The sequence below is a fragment of the Bosea sp. NBC_00550 genome (assembly GCF_026020075.1).
Lineage (GTDB): Bacteria > Pseudomonadota > Alphaproteobacteria > Rhizobiales > Beijerinckiaceae > Allobosea.
Genome location: NZ_CP102772.1, coordinates 558,496 through 579,652, shown reverse-complemented (window position 1 = coordinate 579,652; position 21,157 = coordinate 558,496). Strand labels below are relative to the sequence as shown.

The 21,157-nt window shown below is 66.3% G+C and carries 21 protein-coding genes; 8 read left to right on the top strand and 13 right to left on the bottom strand.

The genetic code is table 11. The features are described 5' to 3' along the window. Positions 1–101 precede the first annotated feature (101 nt). Positions 102–1,760, bottom strand: a complete 1,659-nt coding sequence (locus NWE53_RS02780; protein WP_265052868.1) for an OmpP1/FadL family transporter — start codon at positions 1,758–1,760, stop codon at positions 102–104. Between the two features lie 83 nt (positions 1,761–1,843). Between NWE53_RS02780 and NWE53_RS02775 the strand changes: the two genes are divergently transcribed. After that, the gene (locus NWE53_RS02775; protein ID WP_265052867.1) at positions 1,844–2,692 is read left to right on the top strand and encodes a fumarylacetoacetate hydrolase family protein; all 849 of its coding nucleotides are present in this window, start codon (positions 1,844–1,846) and stop codon (positions 2,690–2,692) included. Positions 2,693–2,959: 267 nt separating this feature from the next. Here NWE53_RS02775 and NWE53_RS02770 read toward each other — a convergent pair whose 3' ends face one another. From NWE53_RS02770 to NWE53_RS02735, 8 genes are all read right to left on the bottom strand, one after another. After that, positions 2,960–4,060 (bottom strand): helix-turn-helix transcriptional regulator, encoded by a 1,101-nt coding sequence (locus NWE53_RS02770; protein ID WP_265052866.1) that lies wholly within the window; start codon positions 4,058–4,060, stop codon positions 2,960–2,962. A gap of 122 nt (positions 4,061–4,182) precedes the next feature. Then, on the bottom strand, positions 4,183–5,118 hold the full coding sequence (argC, locus tag NWE53_RS02765) for an N-acetyl-gamma-glutamyl-phosphate reductase (protein WP_265052865.1): 936 nt from the start codon (positions 5,116–5,118) through the stop codon (positions 4,183–4,185). 351 nt (positions 5,119–5,469) lie between these two features. Continuing rightward, the gene (speB, locus tag NWE53_RS02760; protein ID WP_265052864.1) at positions 5,470–6,426 is read right to left on the bottom strand and encodes an agmatinase; all 957 of its coding nucleotides are present in this window, start codon (positions 6,424–6,426) and stop codon (positions 5,470–5,472) included. Positions 6,427–6,440: 14 nt separating this feature from the next. Next, positions 6,441–6,719 carry a hypothetical protein gene (locus tag NWE53_RS02755; protein WP_265052863.1) on the bottom strand — a complete coding sequence of 93 codons (279 nt, stop codon included), beginning with the start codon at positions 6,717–6,719 and terminating at the stop codon, positions 6,441–6,443. A gap of 192 nt (positions 6,720–6,911) precedes the next feature. Next, positions 6,912–7,664: an SDR family oxidoreductase gene (locus tag NWE53_RS02750; protein ID WP_265052862.1), complete on the bottom strand. Its 753-nt coding sequence runs from the start codon at positions 7,662–7,664 to the stop codon at positions 6,912–6,914. Between the two features lie 97 nt (positions 7,665–7,761). Beyond that, positions 7,762–8,241: a 30S ribosomal protein S9 gene (gene rpsI, locus NWE53_RS02745; protein ID WP_265052861.1), complete on the bottom strand. Its 480-nt coding sequence runs from the start codon at positions 8,239–8,241 to the stop codon at positions 7,762–7,764. Positions 8,242–8,243: 2 nt separating this feature from the next. Next, positions 8,244–8,705, bottom strand: coding sequence for a 50S ribosomal protein L13 (gene rplM / locus NWE53_RS02740; protein ID WP_265052860.1), 462 nt, complete (start codon positions 8,703–8,705; stop codon positions 8,244–8,246). Positions 8,706–9,006: 301 nt separating this feature from the next. Then, on the bottom strand, positions 9,007–9,435 hold the full coding sequence (locus NWE53_RS02735) for a PaaI family thioesterase (RefSeq protein ID WP_265052859.1): 429 nt from the start codon (positions 9,433–9,435) through the stop codon (positions 9,007–9,009). A gap of 129 nt (positions 9,436–9,564) precedes the next feature. On the opposite strand from NWE53_RS02735, the gene NWE53_RS02730 reads away from it, so the two are divergent. Continuing rightward, positions 9,565–10,377 (top strand): enoyl-CoA hydratase, encoded by an 813-nt coding sequence (locus NWE53_RS02730; protein WP_265052858.1) that lies wholly within the window; start codon positions 9,565–9,567, stop codon positions 10,375–10,377. Positions 10,378–10,418: 41 nt separating this feature from the next. Here the strand turns inward: NWE53_RS02730 and NWE53_RS02725 are convergent, their stop codons facing one another. Beyond that, the gene (locus NWE53_RS02725) at positions 10,419–10,847 is read right to left on the bottom strand and encodes a hypothetical protein (protein WP_265052857.1); all 429 of its coding nucleotides are present in this window, start codon (positions 10,845–10,847) and stop codon (positions 10,419–10,421) included. A 148-nt stretch (positions 10,848–10,995) separates the two neighbouring features. On the opposite strand from NWE53_RS02725, the gene NWE53_RS02720 reads away from it, so the two are divergent. The 3 genes from NWE53_RS02720 to NWE53_RS02710 all read left to right on the top strand — a co-directional run bounded on the left by NWE53_RS02720 (position 10,996) and on the right by NWE53_RS02710 (position 14,127). Continuing rightward, entirely contained in the window at positions 10,996–11,526 is a 531-nt protein-coding gene (locus NWE53_RS02720) for a CoA-binding protein (RefSeq protein WP_265052856.1), read from the top strand. A 28-nt stretch (positions 11,527–11,554) separates the two neighbouring features. After that, positions 11,555–12,778, top strand: a complete 1,224-nt coding sequence (locus NWE53_RS02715; protein WP_265052855.1) for an FAD-dependent oxidoreductase — start codon at positions 11,555–11,557, stop codon at positions 12,776–12,778. A gap of 71 nt (positions 12,779–12,849) precedes the next feature. Then, the gene (locus NWE53_RS02710; RefSeq protein WP_265052854.1) at positions 12,850–14,127 is read left to right on the top strand and encodes an O-acetylhomoserine aminocarboxypropyltransferase; all 1,278 of its coding nucleotides are present in this window, start codon (positions 12,850–12,852) and stop codon (positions 14,125–14,127) included. A 273-nt stretch (positions 14,128–14,400) separates the two neighbouring features. Here NWE53_RS02710 and NWE53_RS02705 read toward each other — a convergent pair whose 3' ends face one another. Beyond that, positions 14,401–15,465, bottom strand: a complete 1,065-nt coding sequence (locus tag NWE53_RS02705) for a COX15/CtaA family protein (protein ID WP_265052853.1) — start codon at positions 15,463–15,465, stop codon at positions 14,401–14,403. A 140-nt stretch (positions 15,466–15,605) separates the two neighbouring features. On the opposite strand from NWE53_RS02705, the gene NWE53_RS02700 reads away from it, so the two are divergent. Beyond that, a complete protein-coding gene (locus NWE53_RS02700; RefSeq protein WP_265052852.1) occupies positions 15,606–15,815 on the top strand; it encodes a DUF2842 domain-containing protein in 210 nt (69 codons plus the stop codon). Positions 15,816–15,821: 6 nt separating this feature from the next. Here the strand turns inward: NWE53_RS02700 and NWE53_RS02695 are convergent, their stop codons facing one another. Then, a complete protein-coding gene (locus NWE53_RS02695) occupies positions 15,822–16,874 on the bottom strand; it encodes a polysaccharide deacetylase family protein (RefSeq protein ID WP_265052851.1) in 1,053 nt (350 codons plus the stop codon). Positions 16,875–17,004: 130 nt separating this feature from the next. On the opposite strand from NWE53_RS02695, the gene NWE53_RS02690 reads away from it, so the two are divergent. After that, positions 17,005–18,231, top strand: coding sequence for a GNAT family N-acetyltransferase (locus NWE53_RS02690; RefSeq protein ID WP_265052850.1), 1,227 nt, complete (start codon positions 17,005–17,007; stop codon positions 18,229–18,231). Positions 18,232–18,247: 16 nt separating this feature from the next. On the opposite strand, the gene NWE53_RS02685 is transcribed toward NWE53_RS02690, so the two are convergent. Continuing rightward, complete coding sequence (locus NWE53_RS02685; RefSeq protein WP_265052849.1) at positions 18,248–20,413, bottom strand: GumC family protein; 2,166 nt, start codon at positions 20,411–20,413, stop codon at positions 18,248–18,250. 176 nt (positions 20,414–20,589) lie between these two features. Here NWE53_RS02685 and NWE53_RS02680 point away from each other — a divergent pair, with 176 nt between their 5' ends. Then, entirely contained in the window at positions 20,590–21,150 is a 561-nt protein-coding gene (locus tag NWE53_RS02680) for a polysaccharide biosynthesis/export family protein (RefSeq protein WP_265052848.1), read from the top strand. The last annotated feature ends 7 nt before the right edge of the window (positions 21,151–21,157 follow it).

Sequence of the window (21,157 nt, the reverse complement as noted above, 5' to 3'; positions counted from 1 at the left end):
CTTCAGACCGGATGCCTTTCGCAGGCAGGCCTGCTTCCGCCTGCCCCCAAAACAGGAAAGCCGGCCCAAGGGCCGGCTTTCTCGAACGCTTGTCGGAACGCTCAGTACTTGCGCACGACCGGCTGAACCGGGATCGTCTGCTTCGGATCGTCCCAGTTATACGTGATGCCAACCGAGGCGATGTGAATGTAGGGCTTGGCCTCGGCGGTGTAGAACACCGCACCCTGCTGCGGATGGCCGCCAGTGTAGTTCACCGACGCCTTCTTCACGTCGATATAGGTGTAGCCAACGTCGAGCTTGATCCGATCGGTAACCTGATAGCTCGCACCGGCACTGAGCCACAGCCGGTCGTTGTCCGAGATGTAGATCGTGCGATTACGGTCGTTCACCGCGGACAGTTCGTAGCCGATACCGGCGCGCAGGGTCAGATCATTGCTATACTTGTACTCGACGCCGCCGCTGAAGAACCAGGCGTCGTCGTACTGGAAGTTGAGGCTCGTCGCCGGGAGGCCGTTGAGCTTGCTCACCACGGGGATGTTGCGGAAACGGCTCCAGTTCGTCCACTCGACGCCGGCGTGGACCTGCCACTGGTCGTTGATAACCTGCGAGAGACCGAAGACGACCGAATCGGGAAGGTTGAGGTTGGCCTTGACCGGGATGCGGGCGAGCGGCGTGCTCAGCGAGCCGTTGAGGCTCTGGTGTATCGACGAACGATAGGCCAGGCCGATGTTGGTCCCGTTGAACGGCGTCAGCGTCAAACCGAAGCGATAGCCAAAATCGATCGTATCACCGTCGAGAATGACAGGTGCTGCCGTGGGGGCAAGACCACTCGCCTGCTTAAGGGTCGCGCTGAGGTACTGGACCTGCATGGCGGCACCGACAGAGAGCCAGTCATTGACCTTATAACCTATGGTCGGCGAGACGTTCACCGTCACGACCTTGGCCGAGCGACCATAAATCTGAGCGGCGTGGGCCTGGTTGTCGGGCTTCGAGCGCAGGCCATAGGGGGCGCCCGTGGTCATGCCAACCCAAAGCCGGTCGGTCAGTTGCCAGGCACTGGCCGAAGCCGGGATGAAGGCACCGTCGCCGCCGAGGTTGCCGGTACCGAGCTGAATGGGATTCAGCGGCCCGACGGGCGAGCCGATACGCGAGGGTGACGTCGGCTGATAATCGCCATTGGCGTTGAGGTAGGTGAAGTTCCAGTTGCTGTGCCGGCCGGGGAACATGGTGATGGTCGCCGGGTTCCAGGCCATCGCGCCCATGCCGATCCCGCCGGACGCGGCGCCCGCATAGGCCATACCGAGACCTTCGGCGCCCTGGCCGCTGCGGATCGCGAAGGAACTCGCCGAGGCGGCTCCAGCAGCAAGAAGAGCGGCAACGGAAACCGTGGCGGCGGCAGCGGTACGAACAAGGCCCTTCATCGAATCCATCCCAGTTACGGTTCTTCGAGGCGCAGGACCTCGCTTGATTCGAACCATGCCGCGTGCCGTTTGCCGCCGCAATCCCGCCCGCATCGTCCAAAATCCGCCGCCAGATTTCCGTATTCGCGCCTGCGAAGGCAAAAATCGGCCAAAAATGACAGTTTTTGCGAGGTCGGCCGAAAGATCGTTCAGAAAAGGATGGTTCACATGCGAACTATTGCCGGTTTTGCACCCGTGGCGCTTCCGCCAACCCGGCCGGCATTCGTCACCGCAACAGTCGCTTTGAAACGTCACGTTGCATTCGGGCAACAACCCACCATCATGCTGCGGGCGGGTCATGCGCCGATATGGGCTTGCGCTTCGGACGGGCATCCAGTCAAAGTCCCGGACCCATTTAGATCGTTTGAAACGGGGGAAACACCTTGAAACTGCTCCGCTACGGCGCGCTCGGCCAGGAAAAGCCGGCCCTTCTCGATGCCCAGGGCGGGTTGCGCGACCTGTCCGGCGTCATTTCCGATGTCGCCGGCAAGGCGCTGACCTCGGCCTCTCTCGCCAAGCTCAAGGCGCTCTCCCCGGACTCGCTGCCGCTCGTTTCGGGCTCGCCGCGCATCGGCGCCTGCGTGGGCGACGTGCGCAACTTCATCGCCGTCGGCCTCAACTTCGCCGACCACGCGGCCGAGACCGGAGCCGAGATTCCGAAGGAGCCGATCCTCTTCAACAAGGCGCCGAACTGCATCGTCGGCCCCAATGACGACGTCGTCATTCCCAAGGGCTCAAAGAAGACCGACTGGGAGGTCGAGCTTGCGATCGTGATCGGCGATGGCGGCTCCTATATCGAGGAGAAGGACGCCATGGCCGCGATCGCCGGCTTCTGCGTCTGCAACGACGTCTCCGAGCGCGAATTCCAGCAGGAGCGCGGCGGCCAGTGGGCCAAGGGCAAGGGCTGCCCGACCTTCGGCCCCCTCGGCCCCTGGCTGGTCACGACCGACGAGGTCAAGGATATCCAGAATCTCGGCATGTGGCTGGCGGTCGACGGCGAGCGCGTCCAGAACGGCTCGACCAAGACGATGATCTTCGGCGCCGCCTATCTGGTGCACTACATCAGCCAGTTCATGCGCCTTGATCCGGGCGACGTGATCACCACCGGGACGCCTCCCGGCGTCGGCCTCGGCTTCAAGCCGCCGCGCTTCCTGAAGGGCGGCGAAGTGGTGACGCTGGGCATCGAAGGCCTCGGCGAGCAGAAGCAGAATTTCGTCGTCTACAAGGGCTGAGCCCGCCATAGGGCGAGCGAGTTGCCCGCTCCCACCATCAGACGCCGGCAATCGCCGGCGTCTTTCTTTTTCGAGATGGCCGGGACGCACGCAGTCCGCGGGCCGGCAGACGCAGTCGACCGGACGGCTCGGCGAGAAAAAAACCGCCACGCCGCTTGACCCGGCTGTGGCGGCGCGAGGTTACGTTCGCTCGGGCATAAAGCCCGCGCCCGGACAGCCTCGCCCTGCTTCGACAGGCGCGCATCCCCCAAATGGGGGGTTGCGGCTTCAACGCGGCGGCGCAGCGCTTTTGAGAAGGCCGACGAGGTCTGCCTGCCGCCGCGATCCCGTCTTCGCCAGGATATGCTTCAGTGTCGTGCGGGCCGTCGCCTCGGTCACCCCGAGACGCTGGGCGGCTTCGCGCGGCGTATGGCCGGCGGCGATAGCAGCGGCCAGGCGCGCTTCCGCCGGCGTCAGGTCGAAGAGCCCGCCGATCAGGCTAGCTTCCGGGCCGGCACTCGCCGTCACCGGCGTGGCGACGACGATCGCGCTCGCGAAAGAGAAAACATCGCGGGCTCGCCCGCGCACCGGCGAGACATGCAGCACCATCGGCATATCGCCTCGCCGTGCGGGGATCGGCAGGGAGCGCACCGGCTGCGGCAGATCAGGCCGGGACAATGCGGCAATCGACGCGGCCAGCATCTGATCGGCCGGGGCATGCGCAACAGTGAGGCGCAGCGTGCGATCCTGGAAGATGCTTGGCATCAGGTTCTGGAACAGGGCGTTGGCATCGATCACCTGCCCGCGCAGGCCCAGCACTGCAGCCGGCAATCCCATCAGTTCGAGGGCTTGCGATGCGGCTCGCGCCCGCTCCATCGCCAGCCGGCGGCCGAGCAATCCGGCGCGGGCGAAATGCGAGCGCAAACTGTCGAGAGCGGCGATCCCCGCGGCGCCCACAAAACCTTCCGAGAAGGAGCGCTCGCAGTGGATGATCGTCATGTCGCCAGATGGGGCCGCGATCGCGGTCGCGACGCCGGAACCGTATCCGGCCGGAATCAGGATGTCCTGATAAAGCGGCTCGCTTGCGATCTCCTCGCGGGTGAAGACATCCTCATCCGTGATGAAGCCGTGCCGGCCGCTGACCAGCAGGCGTTGCGCCCGCTGGTTAATCTGAAACGGGATGCGCCGCAGCACGTCCTCATAGGCCTCGGCGAACTCCGGAGACGAACCGACCAGACGGGCCTCGTCATCGAGCACCGTACCAAGCAAGGCTTCCCTGCAACCGGCGAGCCGAGCCGTGTCCCGCAACACGCGGGACCAGCCTTCAGGCACGATCGCGGCTTCATATATGCCGTCGATCAAGGTGTTTTCGAACTCGCTGCCCGACACGTCAGCCCCCAACGACGTCAACGTAGCCCGGCCGCAGTAAAATGGCCTCCCCCATTTGGAGGAGGCCACATGCGCCTTTAGCCGAAGCGATGACCGGGAAAGATATCCGGCAGTTCGAAATCTCAGCCTTCGGGCAGGCCGAGCATCAGGCTGATGTTCTGGACTGCAGCCCCCGATGCGCCCTTGCCCAGATTGTCGAGGCGGGCCACGAGCACGGCCTGGCCGAGATCGTCCTGCCCGAAGACGCGCAGCTCGAGCTTGTTGGTATCGTTCAGCGCCTCGGGCTCGATCTTGCCGGCCGTGCCGTCCTGCGAGAGGACGTTGACATAGGTCGAGCTGGCATAGCGCTCGGCCAGGGCGTGATGGAGATCGCCGACGCTCGGCCGCCCGGGCAGCGTGTCGAGATGCAGCGGCACCGAGACCAGCATGCCCTGCCGGAAATTGCCGACGGACGGCACGAAGATCGGCCGGCGGGTCAACCGCGCATAGGCCTGCAACTCGGGCAGGTGCTTGTGGCGCAAGCCCAGCCCGTAGAGCTCGAAGGCAGGAGCGACTCCGGTCTCGAATTCCTCGATCATCGACTTGCCGCCGCCGGAATAGCCGGAGACGGCGTTGACCGTGACCGGATGATCCTGCGCCATCAGCCCGGCATCGACGAGCGGGCGCAGCAGCGCGATGGCGCCGGTGGGATAGCAGCCGGGATTGGCGACACGGTCGGCCTTGGCGATCTTCTCGGCATGGCCGGGCGCAAGCTCGGCAAAGCCGTAGACCCAGCCCGGCGCGATGCGGTGCGCGGTCGCGGCGTCGACGATCTTCGGAGCATCCGCGCCGAGTTCATCGGCAAGAGCGACAGATTCCTTCGCCGCCTCGTCCGGCAGGCAGAGCACGACGAGATCGACGCCGGCCATCATCTCTTTGCGCGCGGCGGGGTCCTTGCGCTTGTCGGGATCGATGCTCTTGACCGCGACTTCCGGCACAGCGGCGAGGCGCTCGCGGATGCCGAGCCCGGTGGTGCCGGCTTCGCCGTCGATGAAGATGGATTTCAGGTTCTGGCTCATCAGGACCCCCGATCGCCGGGCAGGCGGGTTGGCTAAGGGCATAAAAAAACCGCGCTCGATGGCGCGGTCGCGGGCGTTCGGACTTCAGCCGAGCGTCATCGCGGGCGCGCCGGAGCGGCCTGGACAGTGCGACGTCGGATGAAGCTCGTCATCATGATCCCGTATATGTTCGCGCTCGGGTCGGGTGTCAATCGAAGCTTTGAGGGTGGCGTCATTCAGGCTTGGCCCGAGAGAGCGGACGCGGGAACCTCCTTCGGCGGGAGATGCTTGGGTCAAGCCCGATCATGACGGGCGCGAGCCCGAAAGCGCGAGTCATCAGAATCGCTTCGCGGCCTTTCCTCGCAAGCCGATTCAACCAGCCTTCTTCAGCGCGAGCGCCTGGATATGGTGCTGTACGATGGTCGAGGCCACGATCGCCGTGATGTCGGCATGGTCGTAGGGCGGCGAGACCTCGACCACATCCATGCCGCGTATGTCGAGATCGCGCAGTGCCCACAGAATGCGCAGCGCCTGATGCGCACTGAAGCCGCCCGAGACCGGCGTGCCGGTGCCGGGCGCGACGGACGGATCGAGCGCATCGATGTCGAAGGTGAGATAGGCGGCCCCCTCGCCCACCCGCTCGCGGATGCGCTGCGCCACGCCGGCGACGCCGAGTTCATGCGCCTGATAGGCATCGATGATGGCGATCCCGCAATCGCGCGGCGCAACGGTGCGGATGCCGATCTGGATCGAGCGTTCCGCGTCGATCAGCCCTTCGCGAACCGCCTCCAGCACGAAGCTGCCATGGCCGATCGCGCCGGCGCCGTCGTCCCAGCTGTCCTGATGGGCGTCGAACTGGATCAAGGCCAGCTTGCCGTGGCGGGCGACATGGGCGCGCAGCAGCGGCAGCGTGACGAAATGATCGCCGCCCAAGGTGATGAGATGGGCGCCAGAGGCAAGGATACGGTCGGCCTCCATCTCGATGGCCTTGGCACAGCCCTGGAGATCGCCGCGCGGCAAGGCGCAGTCGCCATAGTCGACCGCGCTGAGGTGGCTGAAGGGATCGATACCGGACGGATATTGCGGATCGCCATCGAAGATCGCGCTGGCACGGCGGATCGCCTGCGGGCCGAAGCGTGCGCCCGGCCGGTTGGTGACGGCCAGATCGAAGGGCACGCCCCAGATGACGAGATCGCAGCCGGAGACATCCTTGGCGTAACGGCGGCGCATGAAGGAGAGCGCGCCGGCATAGGTCGGATCCGCGGCTCCTCCCCGCCTGTCGCCGGTGAAGGCATGGTCGATAGGCGGCTTGTCCCTGGCTTCGGTCATGATCGTCCTCGAAATCAGCGCCGCGCGGTGAACCAGACGAAGAGGCACCAGGGCAGGATCAGCGCGAGCGCCGTCAGGACGAGCCGCAGCATCGTCCAGGCATAGGGATTGTTCAGCGCGCGTCCGTCGAGCTCTGGCACGCCGTGGATGAAGCTGAGCGCAATGGCGGGCGCGAGGAAGACGACGAGGGCACGGCCGATGCGCCGGCCGCGCGGCAGTTCCTCACGGGCGAGCATCAGCAGGGCCGGCACCGCGATCATGCCGAAGGCGAGGAGGACGAGGAGGACGCGCATTGGGTTCCGGGCAGGTGGTCGTTGACCAGCACTATATGTCGCTTGCCGGCCGCGCCGTCATCCCGGGCGACCGAAGGGAGACCCGGGATCCATGCCCGAACCTCAATCATCAGCGCTCCGGCATAGATCCCGGTTCGGCGCGACTACGTCGCTTGTCCGGGATGACTGCGTGGTGGAGATCAGAGGCTTGGGTTACCTCCCGCCCGAGACCTTCAGGATGATACCAGTCGTGTAGCTCGAGGCTTCCGAGAGCAGGAACAGCACGGCTTCGGCGATCTCGTCGGCGGTCGCGGCGCGCTTCAGCGGGATCAGCGGCGCGATGCGCGCGACACGGCCGGCCTCGCCTGTCGAGAGGGCGTGGATCTCCGTCTCGGTGATGCCGGGCGCAACGGCGTTCACGCGAATGCGGTGGCCAGCCAATTCCTTGGCGAGGCCGATGGTCAGGGAATCGACCGCGCCCTTCGAGGCCGCGTACCAGACATATTCGCCGGGCGAGCCGAGCTCGGCCGCAACGGAGGAGATGTTGACGATCGCCCTCGCCTGCGCCGCATCGTTGGCGATCAGGGCGCGCGCCGCCTCCCGCGCGACCAGGATCGCGCCGGTGACGTTGATGTCGATGCATTCGCGGATCGCGGCGATGTCCGCCTCGGCGAGCGTGCCGGACTTGCCGGTGATGCCGGCATTGTTGACGACATGGCTGAGCGGGCCGAGCGCAGCCTTCGCCTCGGCGAAGACGCGGGTGATGTCGGTTGCGCTTGCCATGTCGCCCTGCAGCGCGACCGCCCTGGCGCCCGCGGTCTCGCAGGCCTCGACGACCTCGGCGGCGGCCTTCTCGTTGCTCTGGTAGTTCACCGCGACATCGTAGCCGCGCCTTGCCGCCATGATGCAGGTCGCGGCGCCGATGCCGCGGCTGCCGCCGGTGACGAGAAGAACGGGGCGGGTCATGGCAGGCTCCTGTCGATGTGTCGAAGAGGCGCCAGACAATACGAAAAGGGCGGCTCTTGCGAGCCGCCCTTCCGCATACCGGATGATCCGGAAACGATCAGCGCTTCGAGAACTGGAAGCTGCGGCGGGCCTTGGCCTTACCGAACTTCTTACGCTCGACGACACGCGAGTCGCGGGTCAGGAAGCCTTCCTTCTTGAGCGGGCCGCGAAGCTCCGGCTCGTAGAAGGTCAGCGCCTTGGAGATGCCGTGGCGCACCGCGCCGGCCTGGCCGGAGAGACCGCCGCCCTTGACCGAGACGACGACGTCGTACTGCGTCACGCGATCGACGAGCTGCAGCGGCTGCTTGAGCACGAGGCGCAGCACCGGGCGGGCGAAATAGATCTCCTGATCGCGGCCGTTGACCGTGACCTTGCCGGAGCCGGGCTTGATCCAGACGCGCGCGATGGCGTTCTTGCGCTTGCCGGTGGCATAGGCGCGGCCCTGCGCATCGACCTTCTTGACGTGGACCGGAGCGGCCGGCTGATCGGGCTTGGCGACATCGCCGAGCTGGGAGAGGGACTGAAGAACCTCGGCCATGGTCAGACCCTCTTGTTCTTGCTGTTGAGCGCGGCGACGTCGAGCGCCTCCGGCGACTGGGCGGCGTGCGGATGCTCCGAGCCCTTGTAAACGCGCAGGTTGCCGAGAATCTGGCGGAAGAGCGGACCACGCGGCAGCATGCGCTCGACGGCCTTCTCGACGATACGCTCGGGGAAGCGGCCTTCCAGGATGAACTTGGCCGAACGCTCCTTGATGCCGCCCGGGAAGCCAGTGTGGTGGTAATACACCTTCTGGTCACGCTTGCGGCCGGTCAGGGAGACCTTCTCGGCATTGATGATGATGACATTGTCGCCGCAGTCGACATGGGGAGTGTAGGCAGCCTTGTGCTTGCCGCGCAGACGCATCGCCACCACGGAGGCGAGACGGCCCACGACGAGCCCGGAGGCGTCGATCACTACCCACTTCTTTTCGACATCGGCGGGCTTGAGCGAGACGGTCTTCATCGCGGCACCCTTCGGTTGCGTTAGAAAAAGGACAAGCCGCCGGATGACCGGCGGCGGTGTAGGGTCGCAATAGGGGGAGCAGAGCCGGCTGTCAAGCGAGTCTTGAAGCGCGACAATCCGGAAAACGTAGGTTTTTCAGTGGCCTGACAAAAAAGGTATCATGATACCGTAACGCGGCGCTTCGTCATGAGGTGCCCGGGCTTGACCCGAGCATCTCATGACGAAGCGGCGCCTCGTCCCGGCAAGAGATTCTCGGGTCCCGCCGCGCGGCCCCCGAAAATGACGGAAGACAGGGCCTTGTTCATCGCACTGCCGGGATCGAATAGGTGCCCGTCGCGTGGCAGACCATGTCGGCCTCGCCTTGAGAGAACAGGCAGACTTCACCGACGGCGAGGCGCTTGCCGAGCTTGAGCAGCCTGGCTTCGCCGATCAGCGCGGCCTGCCCCGGCTTGCGCAGGAAATTGTAATTGAGGCTCGTCGTCACGGCGAGGCCGACCGGGCCGATCTGGGCGAGGATCGCGACATAGAGGGCAAGGTCCGCGAGCGCCATCATGGTGGGGCCGGAGATCGTGCCGCCCGGACGCAAATGGCGCTCGTGATAGTCGCAGCGCATCCGCGCCGTCATCGGCCCGACATCCTCGATGAAATAGGTGCGCCCGCCATAGTGGATCTGCGGGAAGGCCTCGTCGAGATAGCTTTCGATCTCGAAGGCGCTCATGCGGGTCGTCATGCGGAAAACCGAAGGCTGAGGCGGGACTTCCCCCCTTGCAGCATGGGCGGCCGGCTCCGACAATAGGCCAAAATGCGCAAGCGGCGCGCGCGAACGCGATGCATCCGAGCGGTGCCGAGAGGGAACGCCATGAACGCCCATCACCAACCCGACGCCGCGTCGGTCCTGCTGCGTCAGGATGCCGACGGCATCGCGACGCTGACGCTCAACCGCCCGCAGGCCCGCAATCCGCTGAGCGAGGCGATGCTGGCGGCACTGAGCGAGACCTTGGCCGCCATCGCCGCCGACCGCTCGGTGCGGGCCGTCATCCTCGCCGCCGCCGGCCCCGTCTTCAGTGCCGGGCACGATCTCAAGGAGATGACCGCCCATCGCACTGACGCGGATCGCGGCCGGGCCTACTTCGCCGATATCCTCGGGCGCTGCTCGGCCATGATGCAGCAGATCACCGCCCTGCCCCAGCCAGTCATCGCGGCCGTCGAGGGCACCGCCACGGCCGCCGGCTGCCAGCTCGTGGCGAGCTGCGACCTCGCCGTCGCCGGCAGCGAGGCCCGTTTCTGCACGCCGGGCGTCCATATCGGACTGTTCTGCTCGACGCCGATGGTCGCACTCTCGCGCAATCTTTCGGCCAAGCACGCCATGGAAATGCTGCTGCTCGGCGAGATGGTGCCGGCCGAGGAGGCTCTGCGAATGGGCCTCGTCAATCGCGTCGCCCCCGCGGGTCAGGCGCTCGCCGAGGCAGGCCGCCTCGCAGCCGTCATCGCCTCGAAATCGCCTGCGACGGTCAAGGTGGGCAAGCGCGCGTTCTACGAGCAGCGCGAGATGGGGCTGAAGGGCGCCTACGACCACGCCTCCGCGGTGATGGTCGAGAACATGCTGGCGCGGGACGCAGAGGAAGGGATCGGCGCGTTCATGGAAAAGCGCGCGCCGATCTGGGAGTCATAACCGGCCAGGCGAGCTGGCGGCAGGGCTTATCCGACCGAGCGTCAGACGACTTCCCAATGCCGATAGCCCGCCCGCTCCACCGGGGCGGCGGTCTCGCCTTCAGGCGCCGGCTCGGCCGGCAGTTGCAGCACCGTGACACGCTGCCCCTCGATCAGGCTGGTGACCATCACGAGTTGCCCACTCGGCAGCTCGAGAGCGTCGTGGTGGACATAGGGCTTGTCGATATCGATCTGGCGGAAGCGCGCGACACGGGCATGGTACTTGCGGTTCGGCAGCAGCCCCATGCCACGGTCGCATTCGATATCGGCCGCGAAGGCCAGCTCCGTCCCCGGCATCACGCAAACGGCCACATCCGGGCGATCCGCGGCGCAGAAGCCGCGTGTGCTCGCTTCCGGAAAGCGGGTCGAGACGAGCTCGTCGCCGACCTTGGCCGGAGTGGACATAACATTGTGCAGGCTGTAGTCGCACATGGCAGGCACTCCTTTCGCAGATGGCAAGTCGGGGCCCATTCCCCGAACCGTCAGGAAAGCACGAAAGCATGGCAAGCCTATGTTGAGCAGGCATTGACACGCCGCCGGAGCGCCTTGATATCCTTCGCTTTTCTTCGGACGCTCTCCATTGAACCACGATTCCTATGACGATGCGCTGATCCGTCGCATCCTGCGCGAAACGAAGAGGATCGCTCTGGTGGGCGCCTCCGCCAACGAGGCGCGGCCGAGCTGGATCGTGACGAAATACCTGATCGATCGAGACTACGACGTCATACCCGTCAATCCCGGCCTTGCCGGCAAGACCATCCTGGGGAAGACGGTCTATTCCTCGCTCAAGGAGATCCCCGGCCCGATCGACATGGTCGAGATCTTCCGCAACTCGGAGGCCGCCTCGGCCATCACCGACGAGGCGCTGGCGCTCGACCCGCTGCCGAAGATAATCTGGATGCAGCTTTCGGTTCGCAACGACGAGGCCGCGGCACGAGCCGAGGCGAAGGGCGTCACCGTCATCATGAACCGCTGCCCGAAGATCGAATATGGGCGGCTTTCCGGCGAGATCGGCTGGCAGGGCATCAATTCGCGCATCATTTCGGCCAAGAAGCCGATGTTGGCCGGCAAGGGCTTCCAGAAGCTGACGATCAACCGGCCGGGCACCTGACTGCCCGCGCCTCGAACGGTAGGCGAGCATGGGCACGATCACGACCACCTGTTGCATCGCCGGCGGCGGGCCGGCGGGGATGATGCTGGGCTTCCTGCTGGCGCGGGCCGGCATCGACGTCACCGTTCTGGAAAAGCACGACGATTTCCTGCGCGATTTTCGCGGCGACACCATCCATCCCTCGACGATGCAGCTGATGGAAGAGCTCGGGCTGTTGGAGGATTTCCTCAAGCTGCCGCACACGAAGGAGCGGCACATCGTTGCTCGTTTCGGCAGCGAGGGCGTGCCGATCGCCGATTTCACGCATCTGCCGGTGGCGGCGCCTTACATCGCCTTCATGCCGCAATGGGACTTCCTCGATTTCCTGGCCGATCGCGGCCGCGAGCTGCCACACTTCAAGCTGCTGATGCGGACGCGGGCGAGCGGCCTCGTCCGCGAGGGTGGGCGCATCGCGGGCACCACTGCCGAGACGGAGGACGGCCCGATCACGATCCGCGCCGATCTCGTCGTCGCGGCGGACGGGCGCCATTCCGATCTGCGGCAGGCCGGCGGCTTCACGGTCGACGAGATCGGCGCGCCGATGGACGTGCTCTGGTTCCGGCTGTCGCGGCGCGAAAGCGACGCCGCCCAGACCTTCGGGCAGGTCGCACGCGGGCGCTTCGCCGTCATGCTGAACCGCGGCGACTATTGGCAATGCGCCTATGTGATCCCCAAGGGTACGCTCGAGACCCTGCGCACTGCCGGGCTCGACGCCTTCAAGGCGAGCCTCGCCGAATTGCTGCCGATCGTCGCCGACCGCGCCGGCGAACTCGCCAGCTGGGACGATCTCAAGCTGCTCTCGGTCGCGGTCGACCGGCTGGAGCGCTGGTGGCAGCCCGGCATCCTCTGCATCGGCGACGCGGCCCATGCGATGTCGCCGATCGGCGGTGTCGGTGTGAACCTCGCGATCCAGGACGCCGTGGCGGCCGCCAACCGGCTGGCGGCGCCGCTGCGCGAAAAGCGGCTGCGCGACGACGACCTCGCTGCGGTGCAGGAGCGCAGGATGTTCCCCACCAAGGCGACGCAAGCCCTGCAGGTCGCGATCCAGAACCGCGTCATAACACCGCTTCTCACCGGGAGCGGGCCGGTGAAGCCGCCCTTCGTGCTGAAGCTCCTGCAATGGCTCCCGGTGCTGCGCCGCATCCCGGCACGGCTCGTCGGCATGGGCTTCCGCCCCGAGCATATCGGGCCGGAGCTGGCGCCGCGCCGCTGAATTGACGCTGCGAGCCCCGTTCGTTAAATCGAACGAACGGTTTCGAAGTCAGAAATGTCAGGGAGCACGCCATGTCCGATCGCGCACCGGGGTTCCACACGCTTGCCGTCCATGCCGGGGCCGCTCCCGATGCGGCGACGGGCGCACGGGCCACCCCGATCTACCAGACGACCTCCTTCGTCTTCGACGATGTCGACCACGCCGCTTCGCTGTTCGGACTGCAGGCCTTCGGCAACATCTATACCCGCATCGGAAACCCGACGAATGCGGTGCTGGAAGAGCGCGTCGCGGCGCTCGAAGGCGGCACGGCGGCGCTCGCAGTCGCCTCCGGCCACGCCGCGGAATTCCTGTGCTTCCACGCGCTGATGCAGCCCGGCGACGAGTTCGTCGCGGCGCGCAAGCTCTATGGCGGCTCGATCAACCAGTTCAACCATTCCTACAAGAACTTCGGCTGGAACGTGATCTGGGCCGACTCCGACGATCTCGAAGGCTTCGCTGCCGCCGTGACGCCGAAGACCAAGGCGATCTTCATCGAATCCATCGCCAATCCGGGTGGCGTCGTCGTCGACATCGCCGGCATCGCCGCAATCGCCAGGAAGCACAACATCCCGCTGATCGTCGACAACACGATGGCGACGCCCTACCTGATCAGGCCCTTCGAGCACGGCGCCGACATCGTCGTGCACTCGCTGACCAAATTCCTCGGCGGCCATGGCAATTCGATCGGCGGCATCATCGTCGATGGCGGCTCGTTCAACTGGCTCGGCGACGAGCGCTATCCGATGCTGTCCAAGCCCCGGCCCGAATATAACGGCATGGTGCTGGCGGAGACCTTCGGCAACTTCGCCTTCGCCATCGCGACGCGCGTGCTCGGCCTGCGCGACATGGGGCCCGCGCTCTCGCCCTTCAATGCCTTCATGATCCTGACCGGCATCGAGACCCTGCCGCTGCGCATGCAGAGGCATTGCGAAAGCACGCTCAAGGTGGCCGAGCATCTCGCCAAGCATCCGGCGGTGGAGTGGGTCAGCTATCCCGGCCTCGCCGGCGACAAGTACCACGATCTGGCAAAGCGCTATTCCCCCAAGGGGGCGGGCGCGGTGTTCACCTTCGGGCTCAAGGGCGGCTATGACGCCGGCGTCAAGCTGGTCTCGAACCTCAAGCTGTTCTCGCACCTCGCCAATATCGGCGATACGCGCTCGCTGGTGATCCACCCGGCCTCGACCACGCACCGCCAGCTCAGCGACGAGCAGAAGACGGCCTCGGGCGCCGGCCCGCAGGTGGTCAGGCTCTCGATCGGGCTCGAGGATGTCGAGGACCTGATCGCCGATCTCGATCAGGCGCTGGCGTAGCCGCCCGTCATTCCGGACGTTGCAGGGTTTTGGGTCGCGCCCCTTCACGCCTGCCGTCCTGAGATGGAACCGCGCCGTCATTCCGGGGCGGCCTGAAAGGCCGAGCCCGGAACCCAGAACCGATGCCGTCCGTCATGAAGCGGTCTCTTCCCCGCAGTTTTCACGATCGAGGGCATCGGTTCTGGGTTCCGGGCTCATCGCTGACGCGATGCCCCGGAATGACGGCGTGGTTCCGTATATGAACAACCAGAACGCGGAGCGCATTCCCGCCGTTCAGCCGCGCGCCGCCTGCTCGGTGCGCGTGACATGGACCACGCCCATGGCCAGCACGGCGAAGCCGAGCGCCTGATGGGCGAGCCCGGCCCAGAGCGGCACGACCAGCAGCAACGTCGCCACACCCAGCGCCGACTGCGCCAAGACCATCCCGGCGATGGCGCTCGCGCGCTTGGCGCTGCCCGAACCCGGCGCGGCACGGCGCAGTCTGACGACGTTCCAGAGCGCGACGGCAAAAAGAACGTAGGCGCCGATGCGGTGGTTGAACTGCACCAGCGCGACATTGTCGACGAAGTTCTCCCAGAACGGCGTCTGGGCAAAGAGCAGCGAGCCGGGCGGGACAAGCGTGCCGTCCATCAACGGCCAGGTGTTGAAGGTGAAGCCGGCCTTGGAGCCGGCGACGAGCCCGCCGAGGGCGACCTGCATGAAGAGCAACACCAGCAGCAGCCAGGCGGTCGAGCGGGCGCGCGCCGGCTCGACCCGGCGCAGCGGCGTCAGCGCGGTGGCAAAGGCGACGACCGAGGCGAAGAACAGCCCGGCGAAGGTGAGATGCAGCGTCAGCTTCACCGGCGCCACGGCGACCATGCCGGGCTGGAGACCGGAGGCCACCATGATCCAGCCGATCGCGCCCTGGAGGCCCAGCAGCAGCCCCATGCCGAACAGCGTGACGACCTGCCGCGCCGGCAATAGGCGGCGCAACGCCACGACGAGGAAACCAGCGAGATAGATCAGGCCGATGAAGCGACCGAGCTGGCGATGACCCCATTCCCACCAATAGATGAACTGGAACTCGCCCAGGCTCATGCCGTCGTTGAGGATCTGGTATTGCGGGCTCGCCCGATACTTGCCGAACTCCTCGGCCCAGGCTTCCGCCGAGAGCGGCGGCAGCGCGCCGGTGATCGGCTTCCACTCGGTGATCGAGAGGCCCGAGCCCGTCAGCCGCGTCGCGCCGCCGACCATCACCATTAGGAAGACGAGCCCCGCCACCGCCCAGAGCCAGCGGCGGATGCCGGCATGATCGGCCTTGGCGAGAGCGCCGGCGGTCTGGTTCAGGGCGAGGGTCAAGGATGCGTGCTTTCGGTCGCAGAAGCTGGCTGGCGCTTCACAAGCGCCGATGGCGGTGACATAGACCCGTCGCGACAGCGCGACAACGCCTGCAATGCCGCAGGAGCGATGCAAGGCCCGAGCGGGCGGCGGAGAATTCGATGAGACAACGCAACCGCAAGCTGCTCGGGACGGTACTGATCCTCGTCTTCGTCTGCGTCTATGCGCTGGTTGCGATGGCGCTCGCGCAGGGCCGGATCACGGAAGCGCCGAAGCTCGTCCAGACGATCGCCTATGTCGTGCTCGGCTTCGCCTGGGTGCTACCCTTGCTGCCGCTGATCAAATGGATGGAGCGCAAGGACGAAGCCTAGCCTGCGCTAGGCAAGATCCAGTTTCCGCCCCCGGTTCCGCAACCAGAACGGCAGCCCGGACAAAAGCGCCCGCAGCGCCACCTCGTTCTGGTGCAGGCCGTTGAGGGAGACGCGCGGCAGAGCCTGAAGATGCTCGGCGTGCTCCGCGAAGAGATGGCCCGGGCGCGTCGTCACGGCACTGACGAAACCGGCCTCTTGCGCCAACGCGAATTCGCGCGGCCCGGCCGAACCGGAATCGCCGACCGGATAGGCGAAAGGGTGGATGGGCATCCCCAACTCGGCCTCCAGCCGCGCCTTGCTTCCTGCGATCTCGCGGCGCGCGGTCTCCGCATCGTGCTTGGCCAGCATTGGATGCGTCAGGGTGTGGGCGCCGATGGTGACGCCCGGTGCCCCAGAGAGCGCGCGCAGCGTTTCCCACGGCAAACACTCGCGCTCGACCAATGCGGCGGGATCGATACCGGCCTCAGCAGCCAGTTCGGAAATCGCCGACAACAGGAGTTCTTCGGGGCCTCTGCGCAGACGCCAATAGAGCTTGTCGAAGGCGCGGCTCTTCTCCGAATCCGTCTCGGTCCGGGCGCTGAAACGGCCATCCGGCAAGACGACGTCGAGCCGCGGCAAGACGCGGATCGCCTCCTCCAGCTCCAGCCACCAGAGCCTCGCCGTGCGATCGGCGAAGCCGGGCGTGACGAAGAGCGTCCACGGCACGCCGTGCTTCGCCAGGACCGGCCAGGCGTGCTCGACATTGTCGCGATAACCGTCGTCGAAGGTCAGCGCGACGAAGAAGCGCCCGCGCTTCGGCTGCTGCAGGCGCAGCAGAGCCTCGTCGAGCGAAACGATATCGTAGCCCTCGGCCCGGATCAGCCAGAGCGTGGTGTCGAGGAACTCGGGCGTGATCTCCAGCAGGGCGTTGGGCGAGAAACCTTGCGGCGCATGCGGCCGGACATGGTGCAGCGTCAGGATCACGCCCGCACCTTGCGCGAAGCCGCGACTCCAGCGATCCGCGCCCGTCGTCGCCATGAGTTTGAATGCGGCCGCGATGGCCTTGTGACGTCCGTTCATCGCCAGTCCGTGCAACCGCCCGCTAACGCTGTTGCGCAATGGCGCTGCCGGGCGGGAGGATCATGACCGATCCGTTCACAATGACGGGTTAAGGACGATGCGCCCTCAGCTACGGAGGCGCCGAGGAACCATGCCCGCCATCGCCGCCGAGACACCGCATCCGCAAGACGCAGCTGTTGCCGGCCACCCGGACGAATGTCCATGGGCTTCGATCGGGATCGAGAGTGACATTCGCTTGCTGGAAGGCGAGTGGCGTGCGTTCGAAGCGATTGCGCTGGTGACGCCCTATCAGGCCTATGGCTGGGTCCGCCCTTTCGCGGAGACGATCGGCGCCGCTCATGGGATGTCGTTCCGCTATGCCCTGCTGCGCGATGCGCAGGGGGCGCTCTGCGCGCTCCTGCCCCTGGTCATCACCAGGCGCAGCGGCATTCGCTTCGCCGAATTCATCGGTGGCAAGCACGCCAACTACCATATGGGGCTCTATGCCCCGACTTTCGCCGCCGCGCTCGATACGGCCCGCGCGAAGCAGATGCTGGCCGAGATCGGCGTGGCGATCGGCGGGCTCGATGCGTTCGTCTTCGTCAATCAGCCGGCGCAATGGCAGGGCCATGCCAATCCGCCTGCCCGCCTTGCAGCCGGGCCGAGCCCGAGCCGCTCCTATAAGCTCGCGCTGATCGCCGGCGATGGCGAGGCGACGCTGAGACGCTCGATGAGCAGCCACGCACGCAAGAAGCTCAAGAACAAGCACAGCCGCTTCAAGGATTTCGGCCCTTCGGCGATGGTTCGGGCGACAACGCCGGCAGAGATCGAACGCGTCGCCTCGGCTTTCCTCGCACAGAAGGCGGAACGCTTCCGCGCGATGGGCGTGCCAGACCCCTTCGCCGAGCCGGCGGTCCGCAGCTTCCTGACAAGCGCGGCCATCGACGACCGGAACGGCTCCCCGGTGATCGAGCTCTACTCGCTCGATCTGGCGGGAGAATGCGTCGCCACCTATGTCGGCGCCACGCAGGGCGAGCGATTTTCCGGAATGGCAACCTCGTTCGACATGAGCAGCGCGACCGTACGGACCAGCCCCGGCGAATTGCTGCTCGCCGAGCTGATCCGCCAGAAATGCGACGACGGATTAGCCGTCTTCGATCTCGGCGTGGGCGAAGCGCGCTACAAGACCACCTTCTGCGACGACGACGACGATCTGGTCGACACCTTCCTGCCGCTCACCTTCAAGGGCCGGCTCTTCGCCGCGATGGCTCGGGCGAAGCGCGAACTGAAACGGCGGATCAAGTCTTCCCCCGTCGCGCTGAAGCTGGCGCAACGGGCCTCCGGCTGGCTGCATCGCAAGGAACCTGAGCCGGAGTAAAGAGCAGCCGTAGCGCTCAGGCCTCGGCCGGCGCCTCGACGCGCGGCGAAGATGCCATGGAAACACCGCTCTCCGCATCGAGCACTATCGTGACCGGCGCTTCGGTCAGTTCGCTCAAGCGGTAGGCGGCTTCGAGGGCGTGGCCGTTCCCGACCTGCCCGCTCATCACCAGCCCGCCCTGCGCGCGCCGGGCGATGGGGCCGAGCACGGCACCGTCGTCGCTGGACGCAGCCGCGACCAGCACCCAGTCATAGGTTTCGCAGAGCGCATCGAGCGCGACATCGACGAGATCGGGCGCCGCCAGCACCGCGGCGCGACCTGCCCTGCCGGGGCCGATGCTGTGCAGACGCGATCCCGGCGCCCGCATGATGACGTCCGAGAACAGCGCTTCGCCCGCGAGGAGTTCGGAAAAGCCGGGCTCGCCCTGTTCGTCATCCGCCGTCAGGTCGACGAGAATGCAACGGCAGCGCTGCGCCAACAGCTTGGCGAGGTCACGCGCGTTGGAGGCGCCCTCCCCGCCGCCATCGAGCACGAGCGCCATCGGCGCCATGCCGCGCGGCGGCTCCTGCGTCCGCTCCGCGATCTCGGCAAGCGTCCGCTCGGGACGGTCGAGATCGAGCCGCACCTGGCCGAGGCGCCCGGCATGGGTCAGCAGGCCGGCGACGCGCTCGCGGCGAGGCTCCTGCGGTGCGGGCCCTGCTTGTGCGGTTTCGTCCTCGTTCGCGCCCGCGGCAACCCAGCGCGGCCCGCGCGGGGCACCCGGCAAGGGCCGCCCCTGACCGTCGAGCAGCTCACGCGTGACGATCGTCGCCAGCGCGATCAGGAAGGTCGCGAGCGTGACGACGAGCATGACCGGGACCTTCTTGGGGAAGGACGGCTCGGTCGGCTCGACGGCCCGCGAGATGATACGGGCGTCCGCCGGGGTGGCATTCATCGTGTCCCGCGCCACCGCCTCGCGATAACGCTGCATGTACTGCTCGAGCTGGTCGCGCAGGGTGCGCGCCTCGCGCTCGAGCGCTCGCAGCTGCACCTCGCTGTCATTGGCGGACGAGGCACTCTTCTTCTGTCCTTCGAGCGCCGCCTGGAAGCTCTCGACGCGCTGACCGGCGATCTTGGCTTCGTTCTCCAACGTGCGAACGGCGCGCTCGGACGCGGCGCGCAACTGTCCTTCGAGATCGAGGAGCTGGGCGTTGAGTTCCTTAATCCGGGGATGCTCGGGCAGGAGGCTGCGCGACTCCGCCGCAATCTGCGTGCGCAGATTGACGCGCTGCTCGATCAGCCTGCGGACGAGGTCGTTATTGGCGACATCCGGGATCTCGAAGGTCCGGCCCTGCTTGATCGCGTCGCGGATCAGGCCGGCCTTGGCCTGCGCCTCAGTCTGCTGGCTGCGGGCCGCCGAAAGCTGGCTCGACAGATCGGTGAGCTGCTGGGAGGTGATCGTCGTGTTATTGGAACCGACCAGCAGACCGTTCTTCGAGCGGAAATCCTCGACCTTGGCCTCGGCCTCGGCGACGCGCTTGCGAAGCGGCTCGATGGTGGTCGACAGCCAGTTGGAGGCGCTGCGGGCATTGTCCTGCTTCGCCGCCTCCTGGAATTCCAGGTAGGTCTCGGCGATGGTGTTCGCCGCTTTCGCCGCGAGCGCGGGATCGCGCGAGGTGAACTCGATCGCGACGATGCGCGAACGGCCGACCGGGAAGACCAGCAGCCGCTCGAAGTATTTCTCGATGACACGCTCTTCCGGCGAACGGTCAGCGGGATGTCCGCCAAGCCCGATCATCACGGCGAGCTTGCGCGCGGCGCTGAGAGCGCCGACGCCGGAGTCGAACTCCGGGTTGCCGACCAGGCCGATGCGCTTGATCGCCTCGCGCGCCAGATCACGCGACATGATGACCTGGACCTGGCTCTGCACGGCTTCGGAATCGAATTGCCCGGAGCTGTCCGGCAAGGACTGGCCCGGCAACGCATAGAAGCCGCCGCGGTTTTCGAGAAGCAGCCGCGCCTCGCCCGTATAGCGCGGCGTCACGACATTGACCGCGAGGAAGGACAGACCCAGCGCGGCAACCGTCGGCCCGATGATCCAGAGCTTGCGGCGCTTGATCGCGACCCACAGAGCGGAGAGGTCGAGCATGTCGCCCCGGCTTTCGCCGACGCCGCGCGCCTCAATCCCAGCTTGAGCGGTCATGACACACCTCTGGACGCAGAACTCCCGCGCCCTTCGCAGGACGCAGCGTCATTGAAGCCTCAGTAAGGTTATTGCCCAGTTAAGATGGCGCGCTTCCGGCTGCCACCGACTGCGGGAAGCCTTTGTTAACCATATCACGCCTAAAGCTCGGGCATATCGTGCATGGGTAGCCTGTGATGAGTCGACGCCTCGCCTCTCTCGCCTTGGCCGCCGCCATGCTGACGGGCGCCTGCGCGCCCCAGTACGCGGCGTCGGACTATACGCTTGCCGAGCCGGCAGGCCCGTACAGGCTCGCCAGCGGCGACAGGCTGCGCATCATCGTCTTCGGCCAGGACAATCTGTCGAACATCTATGCCGTCGACGGCTCCGGCCGGATTTCCATGCCCTTGATCAACACCGTCGAGGCACAAGGGCGCACGACCCAGCAGCTCGCCCAGGCGATCGAGGCCAAGCTGCGCGGCGGCTATCTGCGCGAGCCCAAGGTCTCGGTCGAGGTCGACACCTATCGCCCCTTCTTCGTGCTGGGCGAGGTCACCAATTCCGGCCAGTTCCCCTTCGTGAACGGCATGACCGTGCAGACCGCGGTTGCCATTGCGGGCGGATTTACCCCGCGGGGCCAACGCTCCTCGGCGGAAATCACGCGCCAGATCGAAGGCCAGACCGTCACGGCGATCGTGCCGATCACCTATCCGGTCCAACCCGGGGACACCATCGTCATCAAGGAACGCTGGTTCTGAGGTCGCG